General features: G+C 51.7%; 25 protein-coding genes and 1 other RNA gene. 22 read left to right on the top strand and 4 right to left on the bottom strand.

Translation table 11 applies throughout. From position 1 onward, the window contains the following. Positions 1 to 4: 4 nt before the first annotated feature. Entirely contained in the window at positions 5 to 2,170 is a 2,166-nt protein-coding gene (gene nrdE, locus JUF13_RS07755; RefSeq protein WP_203638966.1) for a class 1b ribonucleoside-diphosphate reductase subunit alpha, read from the bottom strand. A gap of 109 nt (positions 2,171 to 2,279) precedes the next feature. Further along, positions 2,280 to 2,507, bottom strand: a complete 228-nt coding sequence (gene nrdH, locus JUF13_RS07750; protein ID WP_203638964.1) for a glutaredoxin-like protein NrdH — start codon at positions 2,505 to 2,507, stop codon at positions 2,280 to 2,282. A 199-nt stretch (positions 2,508 to 2,706) separates the two neighbouring features. On the opposite strand from nrdH, the gene JUF13_RS07745 reads away from it, so the two are divergent. The 18 genes from JUF13_RS07745 (at position 2,707) to JUF13_RS07660 (ending at position 17,220) form a co-directional block, all read left to right on the top strand. Continuing rightward, positions 2,707 to 3,315, top strand: coding sequence for a class I SAM-dependent methyltransferase (locus JUF13_RS07745; RefSeq protein ID WP_203638962.1), 609 nt, complete (start codon positions 2,707 to 2,709; stop codon positions 3,313 to 3,315). A gap of 57 nt (positions 3,316 to 3,372) precedes the next feature. After that, positions 3,373 to 3,885, top strand: coding sequence for a nucleoside deaminase (locus JUF13_RS07740; RefSeq protein ID WP_164511380.1), 513 nt, complete (start codon positions 3,373 to 3,375; stop codon positions 3,883 to 3,885). Positions 3,886 to 3,907: 22 nt separating this feature from the next. Continuing rightward, an RNA gene (ffs, locus tag JUF13_RS07735) (signal recognition particle sRNA small type) lies at positions 3,908 to 3,994 on the top strand. A gap of 533 nt (positions 3,995 to 4,527) precedes the next feature. Next, on the top strand, positions 4,528 to 6,264 hold the full coding sequence (gene dnaX / locus JUF13_RS07730; RefSeq protein ID WP_203638960.1) for a DNA polymerase III subunit gamma/tau: 1,737 nt from the start codon (positions 4,528 to 4,530) through the stop codon (positions 6,262 to 6,264). A gap of 19 nt (positions 6,265 to 6,283) precedes the next feature. Then, positions 6,284 to 6,604 carry a YbaB/EbfC family nucleoid-associated protein gene (locus JUF13_RS07725; RefSeq protein ID WP_191988081.1) on the top strand — a complete coding sequence of 107 codons (321 nt, stop codon included), beginning with the start codon at positions 6,284 to 6,286 and terminating at the stop codon, positions 6,602 to 6,604. Positions 6,605 to 6,625: 21 nt separating this feature from the next. Next, positions 6,626 to 7,225 carry a recombination mediator RecR gene (recR, locus tag JUF13_RS07720; protein WP_125765699.1) on the top strand — a complete coding sequence of 200 codons (600 nt, stop codon included), beginning with the start codon at positions 6,626 to 6,628 and terminating at the stop codon, positions 7,223 to 7,225. Positions 7,226 to 7,239: 14 nt separating this feature from the next. Continuing rightward, on the top strand, positions 7,240 to 7,491 hold the full coding sequence (locus JUF13_RS07715) for a YaaL family protein (RefSeq protein WP_125765700.1): 252 nt from the start codon (positions 7,240 to 7,242) through the stop codon (positions 7,489 to 7,491). A 572-nt stretch (positions 7,492 to 8,063) separates the two neighbouring features. Continuing rightward, the gene (gene tmk / locus JUF13_RS07710) at positions 8,064 to 8,708 is read left to right on the top strand and encodes a dTMP kinase (protein ID WP_203638959.1); all 645 of its coding nucleotides are present in this window, start codon (positions 8,064 to 8,066) and stop codon (positions 8,706 to 8,708) included. A 27-nt stretch (positions 8,709 to 8,735) separates the two neighbouring features. Beyond that, on the top strand, positions 8,736 to 9,065 hold the full coding sequence (gene darA / locus JUF13_RS07705; RefSeq protein ID WP_203638958.1) for a cyclic di-AMP receptor DarA: 330 nt from the start codon (positions 8,736 to 8,738) through the stop codon (positions 9,063 to 9,065). Positions 9,066 to 9,074: 9 nt separating this feature from the next. Beyond that, the gene (gene holB, locus JUF13_RS07700; RefSeq protein ID WP_203638957.1) at positions 9,075 to 10,088 is read left to right on the top strand and encodes a DNA polymerase III subunit delta'; all 1,014 of its coding nucleotides are present in this window, start codon (positions 9,075 to 9,077) and stop codon (positions 10,086 to 10,088) included. 29 nt (positions 10,089 to 10,117) lie between these two features. Then, entirely contained in the window at positions 10,118 to 10,456 is a 339-nt protein-coding gene (locus tag JUF13_RS07695; protein WP_125765703.1) for a DNA replication initiation control protein YabA, read from the top strand. An 11-nt stretch (positions 10,457 to 10,467) separates the two neighbouring features. After that, positions 10,468 to 11,349 (top strand): 16S rRNA (cytidine(1402)-2'-O)-methyltransferase, encoded by an 882-nt coding sequence (gene rsmI, locus JUF13_RS07690; protein WP_125765704.1) that lies wholly within the window; start codon positions 10,468 to 10,470, stop codon positions 11,347 to 11,349. A 5-nt stretch (positions 11,350 to 11,354) separates the two neighbouring features. Further along, positions 11,355 to 12,098, top strand: a complete 744-nt coding sequence (locus JUF13_RS07685; RefSeq protein WP_203638956.1) for an acyl-[acyl-carrier-protein] thioesterase — start codon at positions 11,355 to 11,357, stop codon at positions 12,096 to 12,098. Between the two features lie 193 nt (positions 12,099 to 12,291). Next, entirely contained in the window at positions 12,292 to 13,020 is a 729-nt protein-coding gene (gene tsaB / locus JUF13_RS07680; RefSeq protein ID WP_203638955.1) for a tRNA (adenosine(37)-N6)-threonylcarbamoyltransferase complex dimerization subunit type 1 TsaB, read from the top strand. Then, entirely contained in the window at positions 13,004 to 13,597 is a 594-nt protein-coding gene (gene rimI / locus JUF13_RS07675) for a ribosomal protein S18-alanine N-acetyltransferase (RefSeq protein WP_203638954.1), read from the top strand. The genes tsaB and rimI overlap by 17 nt, the downstream gene beginning before the upstream one ends. A gap of 59 nt (positions 13,598 to 13,656) precedes the next feature. Continuing rightward, entirely contained in the window at positions 13,657 to 14,700 is a 1,044-nt protein-coding gene (tsaD, locus tag JUF13_RS07670) for a tRNA (adenosine(37)-N6)-threonylcarbamoyltransferase complex transferase subunit TsaD (protein ID WP_203638952.1), read from the top strand. Between the two features lie 24 nt (positions 14,701 to 14,724). Next, positions 14,725 to 15,789: a winged helix DNA-binding domain-containing protein gene (locus JUF13_RS07665; protein WP_203638950.1), complete on the top strand. Its 1,065-nt coding sequence runs from the start codon at positions 14,725 to 14,727 to the stop codon at positions 15,787 to 15,789. Between the two features lie 714 nt (positions 15,790 to 16,503). Next, positions 16,504 to 17,220, top strand: coding sequence for an SDR family NAD(P)-dependent oxidoreductase (locus JUF13_RS07660; protein ID WP_203638948.1), 717 nt, complete (start codon positions 16,504 to 16,506; stop codon positions 17,218 to 17,220). A 64-nt stretch (positions 17,221 to 17,284) separates the two neighbouring features. Here JUF13_RS07660 and JUF13_RS07655 read toward each other — a convergent pair whose 3' ends face one another. Beyond that, the gene (locus JUF13_RS07655; protein WP_203638946.1) at positions 17,285 to 19,237 is read right to left on the bottom strand and encodes an ABC-F family ATP-binding cassette domain-containing protein; all 1,953 of its coding nucleotides are present in this window, start codon (positions 19,235 to 19,237) and stop codon (positions 17,285 to 17,287) included. Positions 19,238 to 19,593: 356 nt separating this feature from the next. Here JUF13_RS07655 and JUF13_RS07650 point away from each other — a divergent pair, with 356 nt between their 5' ends. From JUF13_RS07650 to kimA, 4 genes are all read left to right on the top strand, one after another. After that, entirely contained in the window at positions 19,594 to 20,229 is a 636-nt protein-coding gene (locus JUF13_RS07650; protein WP_203638944.1) for a redox-sensing transcriptional repressor Rex, read from the top strand. A gap of 678 nt (positions 20,230 to 20,907) precedes the next feature. Beyond that, positions 20,908 to 21,192 (top strand): co-chaperone GroES, encoded by a 285-nt coding sequence (gene groES / locus JUF13_RS07645; protein WP_125765712.1) that lies wholly within the window; start codon positions 20,908 to 20,910, stop codon positions 21,190 to 21,192. Between the two features lie 60 nt (positions 21,193 to 21,252). Continuing rightward, positions 21,253 to 22,878 (top strand): chaperonin GroEL, encoded by a 1,626-nt coding sequence (groL, locus tag JUF13_RS07640; protein WP_203638942.1) that lies wholly within the window; start codon positions 21,253 to 21,255, stop codon positions 22,876 to 22,878. A 362-nt stretch (positions 22,879 to 23,240) separates the two neighbouring features. Continuing rightward, entirely contained in the window at positions 23,241 to 25,079 is a 1,839-nt protein-coding gene (gene kimA, locus JUF13_RS07635; protein ID WP_203638941.1) for a potassium transporter KimA, read from the top strand. Positions 25,080 to 25,858: 779 nt separating this feature from the next. Here kimA and JUF13_RS07630 read toward each other — a convergent pair. Next, positions 25,859 to 26,665, bottom strand: a complete 807-nt coding sequence (locus JUF13_RS07630; RefSeq protein ID WP_203638940.1) for an LrgB family protein — start codon at positions 26,663 to 26,665, stop codon at positions 25,859 to 25,861.

The following is a 26,665-nucleotide window of genomic DNA, read 5'->3' as shown; positions in this document are numbered from 1 at the left end:
CGGTCTAAATGACACAGCTTTCACACTGGTTGGCGCCGACTTCGTTGTTGTCGTCGGTGAAGGTCCGAACGTAGTAGAGGGACTTGATTCCCTTGTGGTAAGCGTAGTTCCGCAGAATACTTAGATCCCGCGTGGTCATCTTATCCGTCCGGCCATTCTTCCATTCGTACAGGCCAGTTGGCATCGTGGAACGCATGAACAGTGTCAGGCTCATCCCTTGATCCACATGTTTCTGAGCGGCAGCGTAAACGTCAATGACTCGGCGCATGTCGGTGTCGTACGCGGACTTGTAGTACGGCATGGTGTCATTGCTGAGGTATGGCGCTGGGTAGTAGATCTTCCCAATCGTCTTTTCCTGGCGTTCTTCGATCCGATTGATGATGGGATGCAGGCTTGCAGTCGTATCGTTGATGTAGGAAATGGACCCGTTAGGTGCAACGGCCATTCGGTTTTGATGGTACAGACCATCCTGCATGACCGCGGTCTTCAGGGCTGCCCAGTCCTCGGGTGAGGGGAGCCACACGTCGGCGAATAACTCCTGAACCTTCGCGTTGGCTGGCCGCCAGTCGGTCGTGGTGTAGCGGTCAAAATAACTGCCATCGGCGTAGGCACTCTTGTCAAAGTTGTAGAACGTTTCGTGGCGTTCCTTGGCAATTTGGTTGGAAGCCTTTAACGTCCAGTAGTTCAGCAGCATGAAGTAAACGCTGGTAAAGTCGATGCTGTCCTTGGAACCGTACATCATGTGGTTCTTGGCAAAGTAGCTGTGGAGGCCCATGGCGCCCAAACCAATCGTATGGGCCAATTGATTGCCCTTTTGAATAGAAGGCACCACGTCGATGTCGGAGTGGTCGGTGACAAAGGTCAGAGCCCGGACCATGGTTTCGACGGAATGGCCAAAGTCGGGAGCAGCCATGAGGTTCACAATGTTGGTTGATCCCAGGTTGCAGGAAATATCGGTCCCCAACTGGCTGTATTCTTGGCGATTGTTGACTGTGGAAGGTTTTTGGACCTGCATGATTTCTGAGCATAAATTACTCATCACGATGCGCCCGTCAATCGGGTTCTCACGGTTAGCCGTGTCAATGTTGACGATGTAGGGGTAACCGGATTCCTGTTGGAGCTTGCCAATATCCGTTTCCAAGTCTCGCGCCTTTAGTTTCTTCTTATGAATGTCGGGGTTAGCGACCATGTTGTCGTATTCCTGGGTGATATCCACGTAGGAGAAGGGTTTGCCGTAGATCCGTTCAACGTCGTAGGGACTGAACAGATACATATCGGCGTCGGCCGCACAGAGTTCGTAGAATTTATCGGGCACGGTGATACCCAAGGATAACGTCTTCAACCGAATCTTTTCGTCGGCGTTTTCCTTCTTGGCGCTCAAGAAGGCCACGATATCTGGATGGAAGACGCTTAGGTAAACGACCCCGGCACCTTGACGTTGGCCTAGTTGATTGGAGTAGGAGAAACTGTCTTCGAGTAACTTCATGACGGGCACGACCCCGGACGCAGCGCCCTCGATGTGCTTGATGGGATCACCGGCCCCCCGCAGGTTAGAGAGGCTAATGCCGACCCCACCACCGATACGAGACAGTTGTAAGGCTGAGTTGATAGTTCGGCCAATCGTGTTCATGTCATCGGTTGACTGAATCAGGAAGCAGGAAACCAGTTCGCCCCGGCGAGAACGACCAGCGTTTAAGAAGCTAGGCGTGGCCGGTTGGTAACGCTGGTGAATGATTTCATTCGCTAGGTCATGCGCCAGTTGTTGGTCCCCATCGGCGAAGTCCAGGGCGTTCATGGCGACCCGATCGATGAAGTTTTCTAAGTAGTAGTCGTTGTCATCCGTCTTCAAGGCGTATTGGGCGTAGAACTTATAAGCGGCCATGAAGGATTTGAAATGGAAATTCTGCGCGCGCAGGTAGGCGTACAGGTCTTCAATAAAGCTCATGGGATAGGCGGCGATGACGGTTTCTTCCACGTAATTGTTGGCAATCAAAAAATCAAAGCGGTCCTGTAAGGTGGCAAACTTTTTGGTATTAGGAATCACGTTTTCCTTCAGAAAGGCTTGGAGAGCCTCTTGATCCTTGTTCAACGGAATTTGACCGTCGACGGGGATGTTGATTTCGTTATTTAAGTCGTAATACGTCACGTCGGTTAAGTCTTTTAAAGGCATACTGATCAACTCTTCCTTCTCTTAATTTGCGTAAAATTCAAACAAAAATGGCGACACCGTGAACAAACACGACGTCGCCAAGACGGGTTTGTGCCGAACTAAAAAAGGCTTAGCCCGCGATTTGCGTTAATTGGTCCGGACGGAAGCCGTAGAAGGCTGGCATGCCCGGTGCTTCAACGACGGGAACAGCTTGGAAGCCCTTCTCCTTGAGGTACGTCACATATTCGGGGTTTTGGTTAATATTGCGTTCTTCAAAATCCACGTTATGTTCGCTCAGAAAACGCTTTGTCATCTTGCACTGCATACAATTGTTCTTTGAATAGACTGTTACTTTCATGGTCGACACTTCCTCGTAAAATTCATTATCAATGTGTTCAGTGTACACCAGATATGGAAAATTACAATCAAAAAAGACACTATATTTGGTAGTTGAAATATACAATAACTACCAAATATAGTGTCTGACCTGATAAACTTTTTTTATTAGCCACCAACGACTAACTACGGTAAAATAGTCAGTAAAGGTGGCGGAGAAATTGACTAATCACTATTATACACAAAATCCAGACGTTTTACACGAGGAACATCATTGGCCGTTTACCCTCTTAGGCAACGAATTGTTGTTTACCACCGACAACGGTGTTTTTTCTAAAAACCGGGTGGACTACGGCTCACGAGCCTTGCTGAACGCGTTTAACGCCGACAAGACGCCAGCTGGCCCTTGGTTGGATCTCGGCACGGGCTATGGTCCAATCGGCCTGGCACTGGCGAAGAAGTGGCCTGATCGCCAGGTCACCATGGTCGACGTGAATGAATTGGCCTTGGATTTGGCTCGGCAAAACGCGGTTGCCAATCAAATTGAAAACGTGGAAATCAAGACCTCAGACGTCTACACCCACGTCACGGAGCGTTACGCGGCTATCATTACGAACCCGCCCGTGCGTGCCGGTAAACAGGTCGTGACGGCCATGCTGACCGGGGCCAAGGAGCATTTGCTCCCAGGTGGGACGTTGACCGTGGTTCTACAGAAGAAGCAAGGCGCACCATCGGCTGAGAAGACCATGAAAGAAACGTTCGGTAACTGTACGAACATTAAGAAGGATAAAGGCTACTATATCTTGGAGAGCACACTGACAACCGATTAGCTGAAAGGAGGGGTCCCCGTGCGCGACCAGAATTATACCGGATTACAACGTCACTATATGGAAGAGGCCCTCTTTGAAGCGGATCAGGCCGCCATCATTGGCGAGGTCCCGATTGGGGCCGTCATTGTGCACGATGATCACATCGTGGGGCGGGGGCACAACCTCCGTGAGCATGGCAACGATGCCACGATGCACGCCGAGGTGCGCGCGATTGAAGAGGCCTGTGGGACCTTGAAGAGTTGGCGGCTGGAAGACTGTCAGCTCTACGTGACGATTGAACCGTGTCTGATGTGTAGTGGCGCGATTATTAATTCACGGATTCCCGAAGTCTTTTATGGCGCGCGTGATCCGAAGGCGGGCGCGGTCGACAGTCTTTACGAAACGCTGACGGACACGCGGTTGAATCACACCGTGACGGTCCATGAAGGGTTACTGGCCAAGGATGCTGGTGAACGAATGGTCAGCTTCTTCCAGGCGGCCCGCAAGCGGCAGAAGGCGGCGAAGAAGGCTCGGCAAGCGGCCAAACGCGCAGAAGCTAACAAGACGCTAGACAGCAAGAATAAATCATGATATACTAGTATTTGCCGTAAAGGCCTTGGAGCAAGGGTGGGCTTACGAATCGTGTCAGGTCCGGAAGGAAGCAGCACTAAGTTCGTTTCGCTTTGTGCTTCAAGTTTATGTGATAATTCCAACTCCTAGTCCGTGGACTGGGAGTTTTTTCGTGTCCAAATTTAGCCCATTAAGTTCCGGTAAATCTCCGACTTGAGTCGTGACAGGACCCGGTCAAAAAGGCTATAATGTTAATCAGTGAATTTAAACAAAATGGGTAAAATTAAGAGAACGTTTGCGTCACATGTAAAGAAATATTGCGGTTAATTTGATGATACTAAGTAGGTTTCTAGGTGGCGGTAGAGTTGATGAAAATCCTATCAGAGACGGACAAATACTAGTGAACAGATTAGCGGGTTAAGTCGATGTACGCCGCAGGGCTGGTGAAAATGAGCTCAGCCGTGGGAGTTACCTTAGCGGGTTTCCCGCTTAGGTAACTGCTATCTTTGAGACGCGTTTCTCAGCGGCTCAAAGTAATTCTGGAGACCGCTTCTCAGGCTCCAGACGGGCGCCCACAGCGTCACGGCTCAGTTTTCACCAGCCCGGAGGCAAAACCAACGACCATTTAATCAGATGAATATTTTCAAGAAAGGAACAGATTGCATGGCTTATCAAGCACTTTACCGGGTCTGGCGGCCCCAGCGATTCGAGGATATGATCGGGCAAGAAGTCATTACCCGCACCTTGAAAAACGCCATTACGACCAACCAAATCAGTCACGCGTACCTCTTTGCTGGTCCGCGGGGAACCGGGAAGACTTCGGCGGCTAAAATCTTTGCGAAGGCCATCAACTGTCACCATCAAACGGACGGCGAACCCTGCAACGAATGTGAGACCTGCAAGGCCATCACCGAGGGAACGCTCAACGATGTGATTGAAATCGATGCGGCTTCGAACAACGGGGTCGAAGAAATTCGGGATATCCGGGATAAGGTGAAGTACGCGCCGACCGTGGCCGATTACAAAGTCTACATTATTGATGAAGTTCATATGCTATCGACGGGGGCGTTCAACGCGCTGTTAAAGACGTTGGAAGAGCCACCGGCTAACGTGATTTTCATCTTAGCCACCACGGAACCCCACAAGATTCCAGCCACAATTATTTCGCGGACCCAACGATTTGATTTCAAACGAATTGCGGCCAATGATAGTTACAACCGGATGACGTATATCTTGGACCAGAAGGGTGTCACCTACGATGAACAGGCTGTTAAGGTGATTGCCAAGGCAGCCGAAGGTGGTATGCGGGATGCGCTGAGTATTCTCGACCAGGCGTTGTCCTTTGGGGACAATGAAATCACCTTGGATAACGCGTTGTTGGTGACGGGGAGTGTGACCCACGAACTATTGGCAACCTACGTGCAACAGGTCCTAGCCGGAGATACCAAGGCGGCCTTAGCCACGCTCCAATCCGTTTTGGAAGCGGGCAAGGATGCCGAGCGGTTCACCGAGGACGTCATCAGTTATGCCCGCGATTTGTTACTCTATCAGCAGGCCCCGCAGCTGGTTGAAGAGGCCGAGATGGGCAGTGTGAGCGAGGACTTCCAGGCTTTGGCTGAGAAAACGCCAGCACAGACCATGTACGCCATGATCAATGAGTTAAACGCCATTCAACAACAGATGCGGTTCACGACCCATCCCGACGTCTACCTAGAAATTTTGACCATTAAATTGGCTGAAATTGGCCGGCAGGTGGGTGCAGCCCAACCGGTAGCACCAACGGCTGAGGCATCCGCCGTACCACAAACGGCAGCCAGTTCAAGCGAACTGACGTCCCTGCAACACGAGGTCGACCAACTACGCAACACGGTCAAGCAACTGGAACAAGCACCGGTTGCGGCGAAACCCGCAGCGGCCAAGCCACGAACGACGAAGGCAGCGCCGGCTAAAGAGGTTAATCTCGCGAAGATCTATCCCGTTTTGGGGTCGGCCACCCGTGAGAAGCTCAACCAACTCCAAGAGGTTTGGCCAGATCTGCTGGACACGTTGTCTATTACCCAGCGGGCCGTGATGAAGGTATCGCAACCGGTAGCGGCGGCGGATTCCGGGGTCATTGTGGCCTTCGATTACTCGTTCCTTTACCAGCGTGCGACGACCGATCACGAGTTGACCGACGCCCTGGAAAACGGCTTGGATCGCATGATTGGGACGGCGTTACCCGTTGTTTTCGTGCCCAAGGATGACTGGCCAACGATTCGAAAGAATTATTTGACAGACCATCGTGAGGAGTTGCAGAATAACGCTGAGTCACCGGAACCAGCTAAGCCAGCACCTAATCCCGTCGTCACCAAGGCGGAAGAACTGTTTGGTAAAGATGTTGTTGATGTTAAAAATGATTAAAACCTTGAAAGGATGATTAATGATGCGGAACATGGGAAATATGGGAAACATGATGAAACAAATGCGCCAAATGCAAAAGAAGATGGAAGAGGACCAAAACAACTTGAACGCCCAAAGCTTTACCGGCGTTTCACCAGATAGCATGGTCCAAGCCACCTTTACCGGTGAACGGAAGATGACCGACCTGACCATCAAGCCAGAAGCCATCGATCCCGATGACCCTGATATGTTGGCTGACTTAGTCCTGGCCGCCGTTAACGACGCCCTGGGCCAAGTTGATGCAGCAACGAAACAATCCCTGGGCAAATACACGCAAGGCATGAACATTCCCGGGATGTAATCTAGAAAGGACGTTGTGACCATGCAGTATCCAGAACCGATTGCCCAACTGATCGACAGCTACATGAAGCTGCCCGGTATTGGGCAAAAGTCAGCGACGCGGCTGGCCTTCTTCACGATTGATATGCAAGAAGACGACGTCACGGCGTTTTCCAAGGCTTTAATTTCAGCTAAGAAAAACCTGCACTTCTGTTCCATCTGTGGAAACATTACCGAGAGTGATCCGTGTGTCATCTGTACCGACAAGACGCGGGATCAATCGCACGTCTTGGTGGTCGAACAGGCCAAGGACATCATGGTGATGGAAAAGATGAAGGAATATCATGGCCTGTACCACGTTTTGCAAGGGGTCATGTCGCCAATCGAAGGCAAGGGGCCGGAAGACCTGAACATTGCCAGCCTCATCAACCGGTTGCAGCAGAATCCGTCAATTAAAGAAGTTATCATCGCCACCAACGCCACGCCAGAGGGTGAAGCCACGGCCATGTACCTGTCACGGTTGATCAAACCGGCCGGAATCAAGGTCACGCGGTTAGCCCACGGCTTGTCCGTCGGGAGTGATATTGAATACGCGGATGAAATGACGCTGTTCAAGGCGGTTGAAGGCCGAACGGAAATGTAGAGGAGGGTTGCCACGTGTTTGGACGAAAGAAACGGCAACTCCCACGGTTAAAGGCTGCGTACGATGAACAACTTTTGTTGAGCATCGACGACGCCAAGGACCGTTGGGACCATGCCAAGCAAACGGAAGAGGCCATTGCGGACGCCGACAATCAAATGACGGCCAACACCGCGCTGGCCCGGCAGACGTACCTCTTCTTGTACCGTGAAGCCCGTCGCCGTCACGTCAGAGGAAAGCACATCTCCGCCGCAGTGTTCCGCGATTAATTTAATAAGTAGCAAGGAGAAGACGAAGGCGTTGTGGCTTTCGTCTTTTTTTACGCGCTCGTGTTGACGGGGCGTGTAGAATTGAGGAGAGTGAGTTGAAAAAATTTAAGCAACGTTAGGATAATTGGTTGAATTGGTTTTGCGTTCGCTAGTTGTGGTGTCTACGATAGAAAAAATTTGGTGTCGGTCAGACTTGCATAGTGCGTGACCATGAATGACGGAGTTGGTGAAAAGGTCCACGCAGTGTCAGTGACCAGAGGCGGGCCAAACTGACCAGCTGTGTCGGTGGTCTTGACTGAGTGAACTTCTCAGTCTAGAGCACGGGACGACCTTGGAAACTCGCGAACCACAGCGAGGTTTCAAGGCGAGGCGGAAGACCGCTTCCCAGGCTGGAGCCGTTCCCCACAGCAGGGCGGTTTGAGCCCACCGGCGGGAACGACCAGCGAGGAACCATTTTCACCAACGCCAAGTCGTGAACTTTTGGTAAGAAACAGGCGAAAGCTAGCGATGCAAATAGACATCAATTCTGAATTCAAGTACAATATACCTATCAAACAAAAATGGGGTCGAGTATGTTGTCAGGAACGTTTATTAGTTTTGAAGGACCCGACGGCGCCGGGAAAACTAGCGCGCTGCAGGCCATTACCGCACAAATTGCGCCTGTGTTGGGTGACCGACTCACGATTACGCGAGAACCCGGGGGTAACCCGATTTCTGAGAGTATTCGGGCCATCATTTTAGACCGCGCCAACACGGCGATGGATTATCGCACGGAAGCCTTACTGTACGCAGCGGCTCGGCGGCAACACTTAGCGGAGACCATTTTACCCGCGTTAGCTGCCGACAAATTGGTGTTGTGTGACCGTTACGTGGACAGTTCCGTTGCCTATCAAGGGGCTGGCCGCGAAATCGGGGAAGCTGCCGTTGCCCAAATGAATGAATTTGCCACGGACGGGCTGTTGCCCGAATTGACCGTGTACTTCGATGTTCCCGCTGAGGTGGGGCTACACCGGATTCAAGCGCACCGGGACCCCCAGAAGGTCGACCGGTTAGACGTTGAGCAGGCGGCCTTCCATGACCGGGTCCGGGCGGCCTATTTGCGCTTACAAGCTGCGCACCCGGAACGAATCAAACTGATTGATGCCACGCAGGCACCTGAAGTTGTGGTGGAACAGGCGTTGGCACTCATCAAGCACACGGCCCAAGCTTACTTTTAGCACCGGCATTGAGGGAGGAAACCAGTTATGAAATTATTAATCGCCATTGTCCAAGATAAGGATGCAAACCGTCTCAGTAATGAATTTATCGATCACGATATTCGCGCGACCCGGTTATCCACGACCGGCGGCTTCTTAAAGTCCGGGAACACGACGTTTATGATTGGGTTGGAAGACGACCGCGTGGATGAGGTGCTGAACATGATCAAGGAAGCCAGCCACACGCGGCAGCAGTTCATGACGCCACCCGTTAACCTGGATGCCCAACTTGACAGTACTTCCGCTTACCCGGTCGAAGTCCAAGTCGGCGGCGCCACGGTGTTCGTGATGCCCGTTGAGCAGTTCCACCGGTTTTAGGAGGAAAATATGACCGAAGAATCCGTGGTCGCCACGGCCAAACGGCTTCAGCCGCAACTCGTGACCCACTTTATGCAACTGATTCAAACCAATCATCTGGCGCACGCCTACCTTTTTAATGGTGCGGATGGGACCGGCCGGCAAGCGGTTGCGCGGACCGTGGCCATGCGGCTATTTTGCCAAAATGTCACGCCCGAGGGCTTGCCCTGCGGCACGTGTGCCGAGTGCCGGCGCATCATGGCGGGTGACCATCCCGACGTGGTCAGCGTGGTCCCAGACGGCCAACGCATTAAGGTCGACCAAGTCCGCTACTTAAAGGCGGAATTCACCAAGAGTGCGGTGGAGGGCAATCAAAAAATCTTCATCGTCGACCAGGTCGACCGCATGACGACTGGTGCCGCTAATAGCCTGTTAAAGTTTATTGAAGAACCCGTAGGTAACACGGTGGCGTTATTGTTGACGGCCAATAAAAACCTGATTTTACCCACGATTTTGTCGCGGACTCAGGTCGTTGATTTTCTCCGGGTGTCGCCACGAGCCCTGACGGATGCCCTGGCCACGGCCGGCGTCGCGCCAAGTCAACGCTACTTGTTGACCACCTTAACAGAAAGCGTCAGTGCCGCCATGGATTTGACGACGGATGACTGGCTAAAGGACGCACAGACGGCGGTGGGCCAATGGTTAGCCGCCTGTTGTGCTAAGGATGAGCGGGCCTTTGTTCGTGTGCAAACGGACCTGGTCCCGCTGGGCAGTAACCGAGATCGGCAAGGTATTGTCTTAGACATGGTCGTTCAGGCCTGGCACGATGCCTTACGCCAACAGTCGGGGACGGTCGGTCCAGATGACTTAGCCTATCCGCAAGTGGCACAGGCGAGTCGTGAGGTGGGTCAACGCCTGTCCATCGACCAGCTGGTGGCCATCATGACGCTGACACTTGCCACGCGCGGGCAGTTGGCCGGGAACATGAATTTTCAAGCAATCTTAGAAGCCTTAACGTTACAGATTCTGGCGCAAATGCGCTAAGACTAGTCAGCATTGGAGGGGTGGCAGCTTTGGATAAAGAAGAAGTTTATGATCAGTTCAAGAGTCTTGAGGGTCAGTTGCAGCAGATGCTCGCCCAATTCTCTGACTTACAAACGCAGATGACGCAGGTGTTTGAGCAAAATGCCGAATTAGAAATTGAGAATCAGCACTTGCGGGACTTGGTGCGGGAGCTACAGAAGACATTGCCTGAGGATCCCGAAACACCCCAAGGGCTCTCCAAGTCGCGACAGATTCTGGAGAAACTTTATGAGGAAGGCTTTCACGTTTGCCGGGAATTCTACGGAACCCGGCGCAAGCAGGATGAGGAATGTGCCTTTTGCCTGGAAGTTATTTACCGCGATCAGTAGGAGGCCACATGATGGAACGAACACGGAGTTTTAAGGACGATGCCCAGGGACATTTATACCTGGTGCCAACGCCCATTGGAAACCTAGACGACATGACTTTTCGGGCGGTTAAGACCCTAAAGGCCGCCGATTTAATTGCCGCCGAGGATACCCGTAACACCCAGAAATTATTAAATCATTTTGAAATTACCACGAAACAAATCAGCTTTCACGAACACAATACGCAGGAACGTATTCCCCAGTTGGTGGCCAAACTCCAACAGGGACAAGACATTGCCCAGGTCAGTGACGCGGGGATGCCGTCTATTTCGGATCCCGGTCACGAGCTGGTCAATGCCTGTATCGCGGCGCAGATTCCCGTAGTGCCGTTACCTGGGGCGAACGCTGGGTTAACCGCGTTGATTGCCTCTGGTTTACTGCCACAACCATTTTATTTCTACGGCTTCTTAGACCGCAAGCCTAAGGATCAACGGTCTGAAATCGAGGGCTTGGCGCAACGTCCAGAAACCTTGATCTTCTACGAAGCCCCACACCGGTTGAAGAAGACGCTGCAAAACCTGGCAACGGGCTTTGGGGATGACCGGCCCGCCGTGCTTTGTCGGGAACTCACCAAGCGCTACGAAGAATTTCTCCGTGGGTCTCTAGCCGAGTTGGCTGAATGGGCCGCCACGGATACGGTCCGAGGAGAATTCGTGGTGTTGGTTGGCGGGAATCCCGCGCCCACCACGACGGCAACGACGGCGGTCGATTTGAGCGAACCCGTCGAGGTCCAGGTCGACCGGTTGATTGCGGCGGGGGAGAAGCCTAACGCTGCCATCAAAGAGGTCGCCAACCTGCGTGGCGTGAAGAAACAAGCAATCTATAACACGTATCATCATTTAGACAAGGAGTGACCTAGGTGGCCGCAAATGAATTTACCGAACCACATCGTGTCGTTTACTATGAAGCAGACGATACCGGCCATTTGACCCTGGCCATGCTGATCGACCTCTTCGTGTTGGTCTCTGAGGATCAGAATGCCACTCTGGGTTTGACCACAGAATTTGTGCAATCCCACGGGGTGGGCTGGGTCGTGACCCAGTACCATATTCAGGTGACCCAGTTGCCAGCAATTGGCGACCAAGTGACGCTGAAGACCCGGGCAACGTCGTTTAACAAGTACTTTGCCTACCGCGAATACTGGCTACTCGACGCCGACGGCAATCAATTGGCGTATGCTGAGGGAATCTGGGTAACTATGAGTTACGCGACCCGCAAGATTGCGGCGATTCCGGCCGAGGTCATGGCGCCTTACGAGAGTGAACCGAGCGTGCGGTTACCCCGGTTGCCCCGGCCAGACCGGTTACCTGAGAAAACCACATTGGCGGATAAGCCCTACACGGTCCGTTACTTTGATATCGATGAAAACGGTCACGTCAACAACGCCCATTACTTCGAGTGGATGCTGGATGCCCTGCCGGCAGACTTTTTACGCCAGCATCAGCCGAAAGATATTCGGATCCGGTATGAAAATGAGGTCACGTACGGCCGGCAAGTCACTAGCGATTACGGGCAGCCAGATGACGCGTTGGTTAGTCAACATGCCATCTACAGTGGCGACGTGTTAGCTGCCAAGGCAACGATTCAGTGGCAAACACGGTAGTCTTTTTAAGAAAATTCAAGCAGAGAAGATGTCGCGCCCGTCCGTTTGTGGTAGTATAATAAACTGATAAAGACAGTAAACGGGCGCAACAACCGAGACAGATGGTTAGCGGTGGGCGAGTTCGGCCACCGCTTTTCACTTCCCGGCAACTCACCGGCTTGGTGAAGTCCAGTAAAGGGGAACGCAAGTAATTATGAAGATTTTAGCAATTGATACATCGAATCGACCTTTGAGCGTCGCCGTGTTAGATGACAGCACGGTGTTAGCTGCCATCACGGTCACCGTTCATCAAAAACACGCGGAGTACCTTTTACCAGAAATTGAACGACTTCTGGGGATGGCGGATCTCAAGCCAACGGACCTTGATCGGGTCGTCGTTGCCGCGGGACCCGGTTCCTACACGGGCATCCGGATCGCCGTGACGACCGCCAAGACGCTCGCGTCGACACTAGACATTGAGCTGGTGGCCGTTTCCAGTCTGGCAACGCTCGCAGCTAACGTGCCGGTGGAAGGTGCCCTGGTAGCGCCTTTATTTGACGCCCGGAATCAAAACGTCTTCGCTGGGTTGTACCGGATTAAAGATGGCGTGCCAACGGCCGTGATTGCGGACGCCCACACGAACATCACGAGTTTCTTAGAGGCTGTGACGGAGTACGCTGAACCCGTTTGGTTCCTGGGAGATGCCAGCCACTTTGCTGACCTAATTAACACGACCGTGTCAGCTGCGACCCCTAAGATCAGCCCCTGGTTGAACCTTCCCCAAGTTGCCACCATTGGTTTACTGGGGCAAGAGATGACGCCCGTCAAGGATGTCGACCGATTTGTGCCGAACTATTTACGTTTGACGCAGGCTGAAGCAGAATGGCAAGCGAAGAACCCGAATAATAAAAAGGATAACGACTCATATGTTGAAAAAATTTAAAGTCTGGTATAAAAATGTATTTGGCAGCCGGCGCGAACAGGTGCGTGAGGAGGCCATGGACGTTAAGAACCACCGGGTAGACATCCGGGAAGTCACTTATTTTGTGGCGAAAGCCCTCTTCACAGATATTCCCGAAATGATCGAAATTGAACGGGCCGTCTACGCTGGGAAGGCCCCGTGGGACTCCACGGCCTTTGCCAACGAACTGCGCCGGGAAAAGGACCGGCTCTACCTGGTTATTCGTAAGGAAGATAAGTTGCTGGCCTTCATTGGCTGTACCTTTGACGAACGGAACCAAGACGCCCATATCACCAATATTGCCGTGTTACCGGACTACCAGAACCGGGGACTTGGGCGGTTTTTATTGGCCATCATGATCAAAAAGGCACGCAAGCTGAACTATAAGTCTGTCAGCTTAGAGGTCCGCGTTTCCAATACTAATGCCCAACGCCTCTATCGGGGCTTGGACTTTGAACAGACCGGCATCAAGCGGGGCTACTATTTAGGCGACCACGAAGACGCAGCGGATATGAAACTGTATTTAAACGATGACACCGTTGCGGACGCAGACGAGTAGGCGTTTGGCCACTCGTCTTTTTAATTGACTTAGTAAAAAAATTGATAACGGAAAAGGGAGTGGGTCCAACGGATAAGCGAAATTTAATTTTAGCGTTCGAATCAAGTTGTGACGAAACGAGTGTGGCGGTCATTGAGGATGGCCACAAGATTCTGTCAAACATTGTGGCAACACAGATTAAGAGTCACCAGCGCTTTGGTGGCGTGGTACCCGAGGTTGCGAGCCGGCACCATATTGAAGAGGTCACGCTGTGCATCAAGGATGCGCTGACCGAGGCCGAAGTTGGGTATGACGACCTGGATGCCGTGGCTGTGACGTACGGTCCCGGCCTGGTCGGTGCCCTGTTGATTGGGGTCACGGCGGCCAAGACGGTGGCTTTTGCCCACAACTTACCGCTGATTCCCGTCAACCACATGGCCGGTCACATCTATGCGGCCCGTTACGTGGAACCGATCGAGTTCCCCGCGATGGCCTTACTGGTTTCCGGTGGTCACACGGAACTGGTCTACATGCCAGCTGAAAATGAATTTGAAATCATCGGTGAAACGCGCGACGACGCGGCCGGTGAAGCCTACGACAAGGTTGGCCGGGTGATGGGCGTCAACTATCCTGCCGGAAAGACTGTGGACGAGTGGGCGCACCAAGGCCACGACACGTTTAACTTCCCCCGCGCCATGGAGAAGGACGACAACTTTGACTTTAGCTTTAGTGGGTTGAAGAGTGCCTTCATCAACACGACCCACCACGCTGATCAGATTGGCGAAACGCTTAGCAAGCAAGACTTAGCGGCTAGTTTCCAGCAGGCCGTTGTCGATGTCTTGGCTGAAAAGACGCAGCGTGCCTTGGCCGATTACCCCGTTCACCAGCTGATCTTGGCCGGTGGGGTGGCGGCTAATCATGGTCTGCGAGACCGTTTAGCCAGTGACATAGCTAGCAACCCAACGACGCACTTGGTCAAGGCCCCTCTGAAATTGTGTGGGGACAACGCGGCCATGATCGGTGCCTTTGCGAACGTGGCCTACCGTCACGGTGTCTTCGCTGACGCCACGTTGAACGCCGACCCGAGTTTGGAATTCGACTGGGCGGCTGATTCAGCCAAGTAGGTCAACCGTGAAGGGAGCATGCCCATGACGCCAGCAGAACTTTTGGCTTACCGGTTATTTCAGCAGGGCGTGTTAACGGTTGATGCGCCAATTTTACAGCCGTTTACCCAAGTGATTGGGATTCAGGCTCAGAATCAGCGGGTCGCCGAGCTGACCGTCGCGCTACAAACTCAGGCTAGTATGGTCGAGTTGACGGCACTGTATCAGACGCGGCAGCTGGTTCGCTCCTGGGGGCAACGATGGACGCTACACCTCTATACCGCGGCGGACTGGCAGTTGATGATCAACGCCCGGCAAACGGAGCGGCTCCCCAAAGCCTATTTTGAAGGACAGTCCGAGCAGGTATACGCCGTGGCCGATGAGATTGCGGCGGTCCTACAGCACCGAGAATTGTCCAAGACGGATTACCTGGCCTGTGTGGCTGAACTGGTCCCGGACTTGAAGCGCTCACGGAACTTTGATTACGCGGTTCTCCAAGTGTTGGAAGCACAAGGCCGCGCTGTGATGCAGGGCCAGCCGGGGCAGAGTCAGTTTCACCTGTTTCGACCGGCCTTTACCCGGACTGACCAGCAACTAGCGACCCAAGACCTGATTCGCCGCTACCTCACGGGATTCGGTCCCGCCACGTTGACGGACTTTGTCAAATGGTCGGGCGTTAAGATTGGCAAGGCCCGGCCGGCGTGGCGTGTGGTTGAACCCGAGTTGACGCCCGTGACGGTTGCGGGCGAAACGCTGTGGCTGATGCAGGCAGTGTCGGCCCAAAAATTGCGGGAAATAACGGCAGAGGTGGCCGACCGCACGCTGATTGCGCCGCGGTTCAGTTCACTGATGACCGGCTACCAGCAAAAAGGCTGGTTAGTCGACCCGAAACTGCAGTCGAAAATGTGGACCGTGAACGGCATCCTGATGGCCCCCATTATTGTCAACGGCCAGTTGGTTGGTCATTGGAATTATCAGATTTCGGGGAAGCGAATGCGGTTTACGGTCAAACGTTGGGGTGACTTTGATCAGCCAGTTGTGGAGAGATTCTTCCAGCGTATCGCCGAGTTCTGCCAGTTAACGTACGATGGCATTTCATTTACTGACTAGGCGCAAATGGTTTTGGTGGTGTCTCCGGACTAGTGAAGATACCCGGAGCATGGTCCTGGTCGTTCCCGGCGGCGGACTCAAGGTGCCCCTGCTATGGGGTCGGTTCCAGCCTGAGGGGCGGTCTGGAACCTCGACTTTGAGCCGAAAGGCGGTCTCAAAGATCGTCCCGCGGACTAGGTTGGGCAAAAACCCCAACCAAGACCGCCGACACAGCTGGGCACCTTGGTCCGCCTCTGGTCACTGACACTGATTATGTCGGCTAACTTTCAGTATCCGACGTCTGACGTGGTTGGGTCCTAATCGTCTTTGGGGCGTAAGGTTATATTAGCGTGGGTGCACACATTTAAATAGAATAAATAACGCGGTCGTTTCCATTTTTATGGGAACGACTTTTTAATAAGGATATTTTTATGGCGAATCGCCCCTTTTGAAGTGACGGGAATTCTGTATTGACGGGCTAAGCCAAAGTGAGCCGCAGGGTGGGGGAAAATAAGCCTAGCCGTGGGAGTTCCCTTAGCGGCTTGGCCGCTTAGGAAACTGATATCTTTGAGACGCGTTTCTCAGCGGCTCAAAGTAAGTCTGGAGACCGCTTTTTGGCTCCAGGCGTTCGCCCACCGCGGACCGGTCTTATTTTCCCCCACCCGGAGGCACGACTAAAGCGCTTACATTTAAACGATAAATTGCAGTATACTGGACGCAAAGGAGTGATGTGTCATGGGTAAGCTAGAGAACAAGGTAGCCGTTGTCACGGGTGGCTCGTCCGGAATCGGACTGGCAACCATTCAAAAGTTTACGGCGGAGGGTGCGACGGCGGTGTCCGCTGACGTGACGGCTCCTGCCGATGAGGGCGTGGCGTTTATCAAGACGGACGTCACGGACGAGCAGTCTCTACAAGCCATGGTCGATCAGGTGGTCAGCCAGTACGGTCATCTAGACATTCTGGTGGCCAATGCCGGGGTTGCCGAGCAGAAGGCCGGTGTGGCCGACATTGATATGGCCAATTGGAACAAAGTTATCGCGATTGATTTGACCGGGGTCGTCTTGACTAACAAGGTCGCCGTTGCTCAGATGGTGAAGCAGGGGAGTGGGAGCGTCGTCAACATGAGCTCGATTCTCGGGGTCGTGGGCGCTGCAAAATCCCAGGCCTACTCCGCGGCTAAGGCTGGTGTGGCCAACTATACCAAATCCCAGGCAGTCACCTATGCGCAACAGGGAATCCGGTTCAATTCGGTGGCACCGGGCTACGTGGCAACACCACTCCTGAAGACGTTGCCGCCAGAGGTGACTGGCCCGATGGTGGGTAAGATGCCAATCGGTCGGTTAGCCGAACCGGCAGAAATTGCCAACGTCATTGCCTTTATCGCCAGTGACGAGGCCTCATTTGTGACCGGCGCCACGATTAACGTCGATGGCGGGTACACCGCTTTATAAAAGAGTAAATTAAAACCGTTTCACCCGTGTCCCTTAGGGGATAACGGGTGAAACGGCTTTTTGATTAATCGTCAAAATCTTCTAAGGCTAAACTCTTTTCCGTCCATTCCTCTTCGGTGGCGTCGAGGTCGGTGGTGACCGCAGTCAATTGGGCCTGCAGGTCAGCCAGCTTCTCGGCATCATTGAAGTTGTCCGGCGAGCTCATGTCCGTTTCGATAGCCGTTTTCTGCTGTTCGAGGTCACCGAGCTTGGCTTCCAGCGCGTCGACCTGGCGGCTTAATTTCCGCTTGGCCTTCTGCTGCTCCTTTTGTTGCTGGTAGTCGACCTGCGTTTGCTTGGGGGCGGTCACGGTTGGGTGGGCTTCCTCAGCTTCGGCGGCTTCCTTGGCGGCGTAGGCATCCTGTTCTGCCTTTTTCTCCATGTAATAATCATAGTTACCCAGATAGCGGGTCGTGCCGGTTGGGGCCAATTCAACGACTTGCGTGGCAACCTGGTTGATGAAGTACCGGTCATGGGAAACGAAAAGGATGGTGCCGTCGAATTCATTCAGGGCATTTTCCAAGACCTCACGGCTGTCAATGTCCAAATGGTTCGTTGGTTCGTCCAGCATCAGAAAGTTATCGTGCCGTAACGCCAGCTTGGTCAGCAGGAGCCGCGCCCGCTCACCCCCGCTGAGACTGTGAACGCTCTTGTCGACGTCGCTCCCGGTAAACAGGAAGCTGCCAAGGATGGAGCGAATATCGCCTTCGGGGGTCGTGGGATGGTCGTCCCACAGTTCGTGCAAGACGGTCTTCTTTTCGTGCAACGTGGCTTGGTCTTGGTCGTAGTACCCGGTATCCACGCCGGTGCCAAAGATGATTTGGCCCTGAATGGCGGGAATGCGACCCAGGATCGTTTTCAACAAGGTGGATTTTCCGATACCGTTGGGGCCGACGATGGCGACGGCTTGATGTTTCTTGATATCGAGGGTGACCGGGGCGCAGAGAATCTGTTGGTCGTATCCAACGGCGCCATTGACCACGTCCAACACGACGTTCCCGCTTTGACGGTGCGGAGTGAAAGTGAAGCGAGCGACCTTTTCATCGCCCTCAGGTTTCTCCATACGATCCATCTTGTCCAGCTGTTTCCGCCGGGCCTGGGCCCGTTTCGTCGTCGAAGCCCGGACGATGTTTTTATTCACAAAGTCCTCGAGCTTACCGATTTCAGACTGCTGCTTGTCGTATTCTTTCCATTCGCGCCGCAACCGTTCGGCTTTAGCGGAAATGTAGTGGGAATAGTTGCCGGGATAATGGACCAGGCCGCCGTGCGCCATGTCGTAGACGTCGTTGACCACGTGATCCAGGAAGTACCGGTCATGGGAAACGACAAGAATGGCGCCAGAGTAACCTTGGAGGTAGCCTTCGAGCCAGGTTAACGTTTCAACGTCCAAATGGTTCGTGGGTTCGTCCAAAATCAGTAAGTCAGGCCGTTCCAGCAGGAGTTTGGCCAGGGCCAATTGGGTTCGTTGACCACCCGAGAGTTCATTGATGGGCTTATCGTAATATTCTTCGCCAAATTCAAACCCGTGCAGCATGCCACGAATCTCAGCCTGGTAACCATAGCCGTTGTGGTCGCTAAAATCTTGTTGGAGCTGATCATAGGTCGCACTGATTTGGGCAAACTGTTCCTCGTCGGCAATAATGGCGGGGTCACTCATTTGCGTTTCAAGTTCGTGAATCCGTTTTTCTGTCGCCCGGACCTCGGCGAAGACGTCCAGCATTTCGTTCCAGACCGTTTTAGATGAGGCTAAGCCAGCGTTTTGTGCTTGATAACCCAGGGTAAGTCCCCGTTTCGTAGTAATTTGACCGACATCCGGGGTGGTTTCGCCGGCAATCATTTTGAGTAGGGTAGACTTCCCGGCACCGTTGCGGCCAACTAGGGCGACGCGGCCGTGTTCGGGGACATCCAGACTGACATTTTCAAACAGGACGGTGGCGCCGAATCGGCGGGTAACCTGTTGCACTTGTAAAAGTATCACGGTGAACCGACCTCCTTATATTTTTTAGTTTAATTCATGTTGGTAGTTAATTAGTTGCTCATTGGTCAGCTGAGTCTGGCGCCACGAAAAGCAAGTGTTGCCGCGGCTCTCGATTATTTTCACCACCCACAATCAGGGGGATGACGCGACCAATGCAGATACGTCTATTTTAGCATATTCTGGGATTAGACCGAAATTAGTAAAGAATTGTGAAAAATATTTGCAAATTCTTTCACAAGGCCGGTGGTTATGCTATAATTTGTAAGAAAGTCAATTTCACAATCATAATGCCATTTAGAGAAAGTGTTATCGCCAATTGGTGGTAACTCGTAATATTGATTAGGAGGTCTCGTTTTTTGACTGAACAAAAGATTCCCCGCGCTACAGCAAAGCGGTTACCCATTTACTATCGTTACTTAAACATTTTGTTAGATGCAGACAAAACGCGTGTTTCTTCGACAGAATTGTCAGAAGCCGTTAAGGTTGACTCTGCTACCATTCGTCGTGACTTCTCGTACTTCGGTGCCCTCGGTAAGCGGGGATACGGTTACGATGTTGAGAGCTTAATTAAGTTCTTTAAGAAAATTTTGAACCAAGACCGACTGACGAACGTCGCCTTAATTGGGGTTGGGAACTTGGGCCATGCGCTCTTGAATTTCAACTTCCATCAGGACGGAAACGTGCGGATCAGTGCCGCCTTTGACGTGAACGCAGATATTGCCAACACGATTCAAAGTGGCGTGCCAATCTACCCAATGTCAGACCTGCGGACACAGTTGGAAGAACAACAGATTCAAGTGGCCATCTTGACGGTCCCAGCTGATGTTGCCCAATCCGTGACGGATGATGCCGTTGCCGGCGGGGTGAAGGGAATCTTGAACTTCACGCCACTGCGGGTCACGGTGCCTAAGGATGTCCGCGTACAAAACGTGGATTTGACCAACGAACTGCAAACGTTGATCTACTTCTTGGAACACTACAACAAAGAATAATCAGGGAGTCGCAACCTATTCGTAGGTTGCGACTTTTTTGTTGGCATTGTGAAAGCTCTTGGCTAAATTTGTCGAAATTTGCGGAAAAAGCCTTCACATTGACGACTTTGTGATTGTGTATTTAAAAACAACCGCGTTAACTGTGTCGATGACCGGCTGATTGGTGGCTTAGTTATTAAGCCGCTCCCGGGGCATCCTCGCCTGCTAGTGTAAAAATCGGTACTTAGGTAGTAGTCACGCGAAACCTGTAGACTTGCCAAGCAAAGGTGGTAGCGGGACCTGTTAAATTAATAGCAATTTGTCAGGAATTCGCTATTATATGGGACAACGAGTCGGGCCAGTAATGATGAAGTCACCTTGAATTAGGCAGCGCCAAGTTAGGCCGAATGCCTCCCACTGGCGCCAGATGGGCAGCTATGACGCCTCGGCAGAATTTCACGCGTCTGGATGCGCTGCCAACGAGAAGCTACCGGCCTTTGACCATGAATAAATTCATACAATGTGCGGTCATCCTTAGGCCCACAAGGCATCAGTGGACTGACCAATTAGCACTCGAGAAATTGTTTGCCAAATTCCTTGATTTTTACGAGGAAAAACCATATATTAGATATTGTGATTAGCACTTATGTTAGTCAAGTGCTAACAGTGCTAAAAAGTAAGTTTATTGGAGGGATTCAAGTGTTAAAACCATTAGGAGACCGCGTCATTTTGGATCAACCACAAGAAGAAGAAACTACGGTTGGTGGCATTGTTTTAGCAAGTAATGCTCAGGAAAAGCCTTCAACGGCCAATGTCGTTGCTGTCAGCGATGGCCGTGTGTTAGACAATGGCGATAAGGTAGCCCCAGCTGTTAAGGTTGGCGACAAGGTATTGTTTGATAAGTATGCCGGTACGGAAGTTAAGTACGAAGACAAGACTTACCTTGTTTTACACGAAAAGGATTTAGTCGCTGTCGTCGACTAATTGCTTTCCCACTAATACGTGCAACTATTTAAAAAATTTAGTATGAGGTGAATGTAAAAAATGGCTAAAGAATTAAAGTTCTCTGAAGATGCGCGCAGCAAGATGCTTGCTGGTGTTGATAAGTTAGCTGATACGGTCAAGACCACCTTAGGGCCTAAGGGTCGTAACGTCGTTTTGGAACAAAGCTACGGCAACCCAACCATCACGAATGATGGTGTCACGATTGCTAAGGCAATTGAATTAGACGATCACTTTGAAAACATGGGTGCGAAGTTAGTTTCCGAAGTTGCTTCCAAGACCAACGATATCGCTGGTGATGGGACCACGACGGCCACTGTCTTAACGCAAGCCATCGTTAACGAAGGGATGAAGAACGTCACTGCCGGTGCCAACCCAGTTGGTATCCGTCGCGGAATCGAAAAGGCTACTGACGCCGCTGTGGACGCTTTACACAAGATGTCCATCGACGTGAAGACCAAGGACGATATCGCCCAAATCGCTTCCATTTCATCTGCCAGCAAGGAAACGGGTAAGTTGATTGCTGACGCCATGGAAAAGGTTGGTAACGACGGGGTCATCACTATTGAAGAATCCCGTGGGGTTGATACCAGCTTGGACGTTGTTGAAGGGATGCAATTCGATCGTGGGTACATGTCACAATACATGGTTACCGACAACGATAAGATGGAAGCAAACCTCGACAATCCTTACATCTTGATTACTGACAAGAAGATTGCCAACATTCAAGACATCTTGCCATTGTTACAATCCGTCGTTGAACAAAGCCGTTCACTCTTGATCATCGCTGATGACATCACCGGTGAAGCTTTGCCAACCTTGGTATTGAACAAGATGCGTGGGACCTTCAACGTGGTTGCTGTTAAGGCACCTGGTTTTGGTGACCGTCGTAAGGCCCAATTAGCTGATATCGCGACCTTAACTGGTGGGACTGTGATTACCGATGACTTAGGCCTGAACTTGAAGGACACGACCATCGATCAATTAGGTCAAGCCCAAAAGGTTAACGTGACGAAGGATGACACCACCATCGTTGAAGGTGCTGGTGCTAAGGACCAAATCGCTGCTCGGGTTGCTGAAATCAAGGGTCAGATCGACGATACGACTTCTGACTTTGACCGCGACAAGCTGAAGGAACGTTTGGCTAAGTTATCCGGTGGGGTTGCCGTCGTTCGTGTCGGTGCCGCTACGGAAACTGAATTGAAAGAACGTAAGTACCGGATCGAAGATGCCTTGAACGCTACCCGTGCGGCCGTTGAAGAAGGTTTCGTTGCTGGTGGTGGGACTGCCTTGATCAACGTCATCAAGGACGTTGCTAAGGTTGAAGCCGAAGGCGACGAACAGACCGGTGTGAACATTGTACTGCGTGCCTTGGAAGAACCCGTTCGTCAAATCGCGCAAAACGCTGGGGTCGAAGGCTCTGTCGTTGTTGAACATTTGAAGAGCGAAAAGCCTGGTGTTGGTTACAACGCTGCTGACAACACTTACGAAGACATGGTTAAGGCCGGTATCACTGACCCTACCAAGGTTACCCGTTCTGCTCTGCAAAACGCTGCCTCTGTCTCAGCTCTGTTGTTGACGACTGAAGCCGTTGTTGCTGAAAAGCCAGAAGACAATCCAGCACCAGCTGCACCAGCTGCTAACCCAGGAATGGGCGGCATGATGTAAGCGACTGCTTCATTAAAATGATTATCACAAAAACGAGAAGATTGCGATCTTCTCGTTTTTTTCTGCGCAAATGCCGGTTTGTTAGGGTGATTTGACCCAAATTTCAGGGGAAAAAGAGTCGGTATATCAGGGATTAGGGGGTAGCAACAAAACAAAGTAAAAAGAAAGTCTTTATTTCTCTGAGCCTTTGCCGGATAATGGATAAGTTCGTTGAGAAATTCTGGTGTTGCTAACTGCTAGAATTGTGGTAATGTGGAGCTAGTTGTAGTAGACTTACCACACATTCGGATTCAATCTGAAAAGCACTTATTAACGGGCATAGACCCGTTTTCATTATTTATGGAGATAAGGAGTAAATAGTCATGTGGCGTTATTTAAAGCGGGTTTTAATTGGTAAACCCCTCAAGACCATGGACGAAGGCGGTCAGGCGTTAACCAAGTTTAAAGCGTTAGCCTTACTCTCGTCTGATGCGTTATCTTCCGTGGCTTATGGTACTGAGCAAATTACGACAGTTCTGATTACCTTATCAGCAGCCGCTTTGATGTATCAATTGTGGGTTGCTGCCCTGGTCTTAGTTCTGTTATTTGCGATCACGCTTTCTTACCAGCAGATCATTCACGCGTATCCTTCCGGGGGTGGCGCGTACGTGGTTGCTAGCACCAACTGGGGCCAATCGGCCGGGTTAGTCGCTGGGGGTTCCTTGCTGGTTGATTATATGCTGACCGTGGCGGTTTCAACGACTTCTGGGACCGAGGCGATTACCTCGGCGATTCCAGCGCTGTATCCGTATTCCGTATTGGTATCAGTCTTAATCGTTATTGGGATTATGCTTTTGAACTTACGGGGCATGAAGGAGTCGGCGGCCTTTCTGACGATTCCGGTCTACCTGTTCATTGGGATGATCATCGTGATGATTGGTGTTGGCTTCTACAACATCATGAGTGGAAATATCACGTATCACGCTGCGGCAACCCCATTTGGCGATCCCGTAAAGGGTATGACGCTGTTGCTGTTCCTGCGGGCGTTCTCGTCCGGGTCATCTTCATTGACGGGGGTCGAAGCCATTAGTAACGCGGTGCCAAACTTCAAGGAGCCGAAACGGCATAATGCAGCGGCAACGTTGGCCATTATGGCGGGTATCCTGGCCATCTTCTTCGCTGGGATTACGTTCCTGAGTTACTACATGGGGATTCGGCCACAGAGCAGCCAGACCGTGCTGTCTCAAATTGGGACGGCGGTCTTCGGTCACGGTGTGCTGTATTATATTTTCCAACTGTCAACGGCCATGATTTTAGCCGTGGCTGCGAACACTGGGTTCTCGGCCTTTCCAATCTTGGCCTACAACTTAGCCAAGGATAAATTCCTGCCACACGCGTACCTCGACCGGGGGGACCGATTAGGGTATTCCAACGGGATTATCTCGTTAGCCGTTGGGGCCATTGTCCTGATCCTGATTTTCCATGGTCAAACGACGCTGCTGATTCCCCTCTATGCAATTGGGGTTTTCGTGCCATTTGTCCTGTCACAGTCTGGGATGATCATTCACTGGTTCAGAACACGTGAAGGCTGGTGGGTTGGTAAGGCGCTGATTAACTTGTTAGGGGCCTTAATCTCACTGGGACTGGTCACCGTCTTACTGCTGCTGCGTTTTGGCAATGTTTGGCCATACCTGATCATTATGCCATTGATTCTGTTACTGTTTTATCGGATTAATGGTCATTACCATAACGTCGCGAAACAGTTGCGAGTTGCGGAAAAGGAACGGGCTGACATCCACGAGTATGACGGGGCAACCGTTATCGTGCTGGTCAGCAACATTACCCGGGTGACGTCCGGCGCCATCAACTACGCGCGGTCCATTGGGGACTACGTGATTGCGATGCACGTGTCCTTCGATGAAAATCCAGAGAAGGAACACAAGACGGCTCAGGAGTTCAAAGAGGAGTTCCCAGATATCCGGTTCGTGGATATCCATTCGTCTTACCGCTCCATTGCCACGCCAACGTTGCGGTTCTGTGACGTGATTGCCAAACGGGCGGCTGAACGGAACTTTACGACCACGGTCCTGGTACCGCAGTTCGTTCCGCGGCACCCGTGGCAAAATGTTCTGCATAACCAAACGGCGTTACGCTTACGGACTATCCTGAACTCACGGGAAAATATCATCGTTTCAACTTATAACTATCACTTAAAAGAGTAGTTTCACCAGAAAAGGCGTTCCTTAAGCAGCCGTTTACACGGTTGTCGGGGGAGCGCCTTTTGTGCGCAATTTAGAACAGGTGAACGATTTTCCAACTAATCAATTTGGCGGTAGGATCATCCATGAGCCGGGACGTCAGTTAGTAGGCAATTTAGGACTACTGAATTTCAGTGATATTCGGCACTATTAGAGACTTTAGCCGTTCATGGGTAAGTTTACCAACTCACCAGTAAAGTCGTGGAGAATGATATCTAGACGGGCAAATTGCGGGTTGTGTGAAGCAGTTCATGTTAGCGGACGCTTTTTAACAAAACTTGCTAACGAGGTGGGGAAGTAAGAGTAGCTAAAAGAGTTGCTCTTGGCTGCTCAACAGACGACGTGGCGGTTGAGCTTGCGTTTGGGCCCGGGTTCAAGGTCTTGGGCCAAACGGGCTAAGCGAACACATCAAGCAACGCACAATCAAGAGCCGGAGGAAGCCAGGACGGAGACGGCTGTGTCGATTCTGTTAGTCGGCGTTCTTGGGCCGGCTTACAGAATGGGACAATCTTTGAGACCTGCATGAGCTTAGCAGGGCTCAAAGTTGAGGTGGGAGCCCGCACCCCAGGCGGAAACCGGCCCCACAGCAGGCGTAGTCCTGGAAGCCGCAGGCGGCCAATTGCAAGTGATTGACGGGTTTGACCTAAGTCCCTTGACCCAAAACCAAACCTAAGACAAAAGAGCGCAAAAAAACACCGAACCCAAGTGGATTCGGTGTTTATAGCAAGCTAGTTTAAGTTAGCTTAGATTAAGCCCATCATAGAAGCAAATGGTGGAACAACGATATCAACAACGATAGAGATAACAACAACGGCGATGGATGCCATAGACCCTTGGATAGAACCAAGTTGTAAGGCCTTAGCAGAGCCAACCGTGTGTCCGGCAGTACCTAAACCAAGTCCGGCACCAATTGGGTCGCTGTTAACATGGAAGAACTTAACGAGCCAGTCACCCAAGGCGTAAATGATAACGGCGTTGAGGATGCAGGCCATGGCAGTAACGGCAGTGTTACCACCGATAGCACCGGCAATAGGCATCGCGATGGCGGTCGTGGCAGCTTGTGGCATCATTGAAGCAATACCAACGTTGTCCAAACCGATAAGCTTTGATACGTAGTAGATAACGAACAAGGAAATAACTAACCCAACGATCAGGGAAAGCACGATTTCCAACCAGAACTTCTTAACAACGTCATTCCGACGGTACAGAGGAATAGCGAAGGCGATAGTAGCTGGGTTCAAGAACCAGAAGATAATGTTACCACCTGGTAAGTAGGCTGACTTGTAGAAAGTAGCCGTGTCCGTTCCGAATGCCTTAGCAAACAGGAACAGAATGAAGATCCCTAAGACCATCCCAACGAACAGAGGTTGGAATAAGAAGAAACCTTTACCGATCTTGAATAACCATTGACCGAATAAGTAAACAACTAATGATAGAAAAATACCAAATAAAGCGTTACCGGCAGAAGCACCAGCGGCGTTAGTTCCTAACGCGTCACCGAGCCATTTGCCCCAAGCTGCCATATGGGCAGTTGCAGTTAAAGTCATCAT

This window comes from Levilactobacillus wangkuiensis (genome assembly GCF_016861605.1).
Classification (GTDB): Bacteria; Bacillota; Bacilli; order Lactobacillales; family Lactobacillaceae; genus Levilactobacillus; species Levilactobacillus wangkuiensis.
Note: the sequence above shows the minus strand (reverse complement) of the source record. Positions and strands in the feature narration are given on the sequence as shown.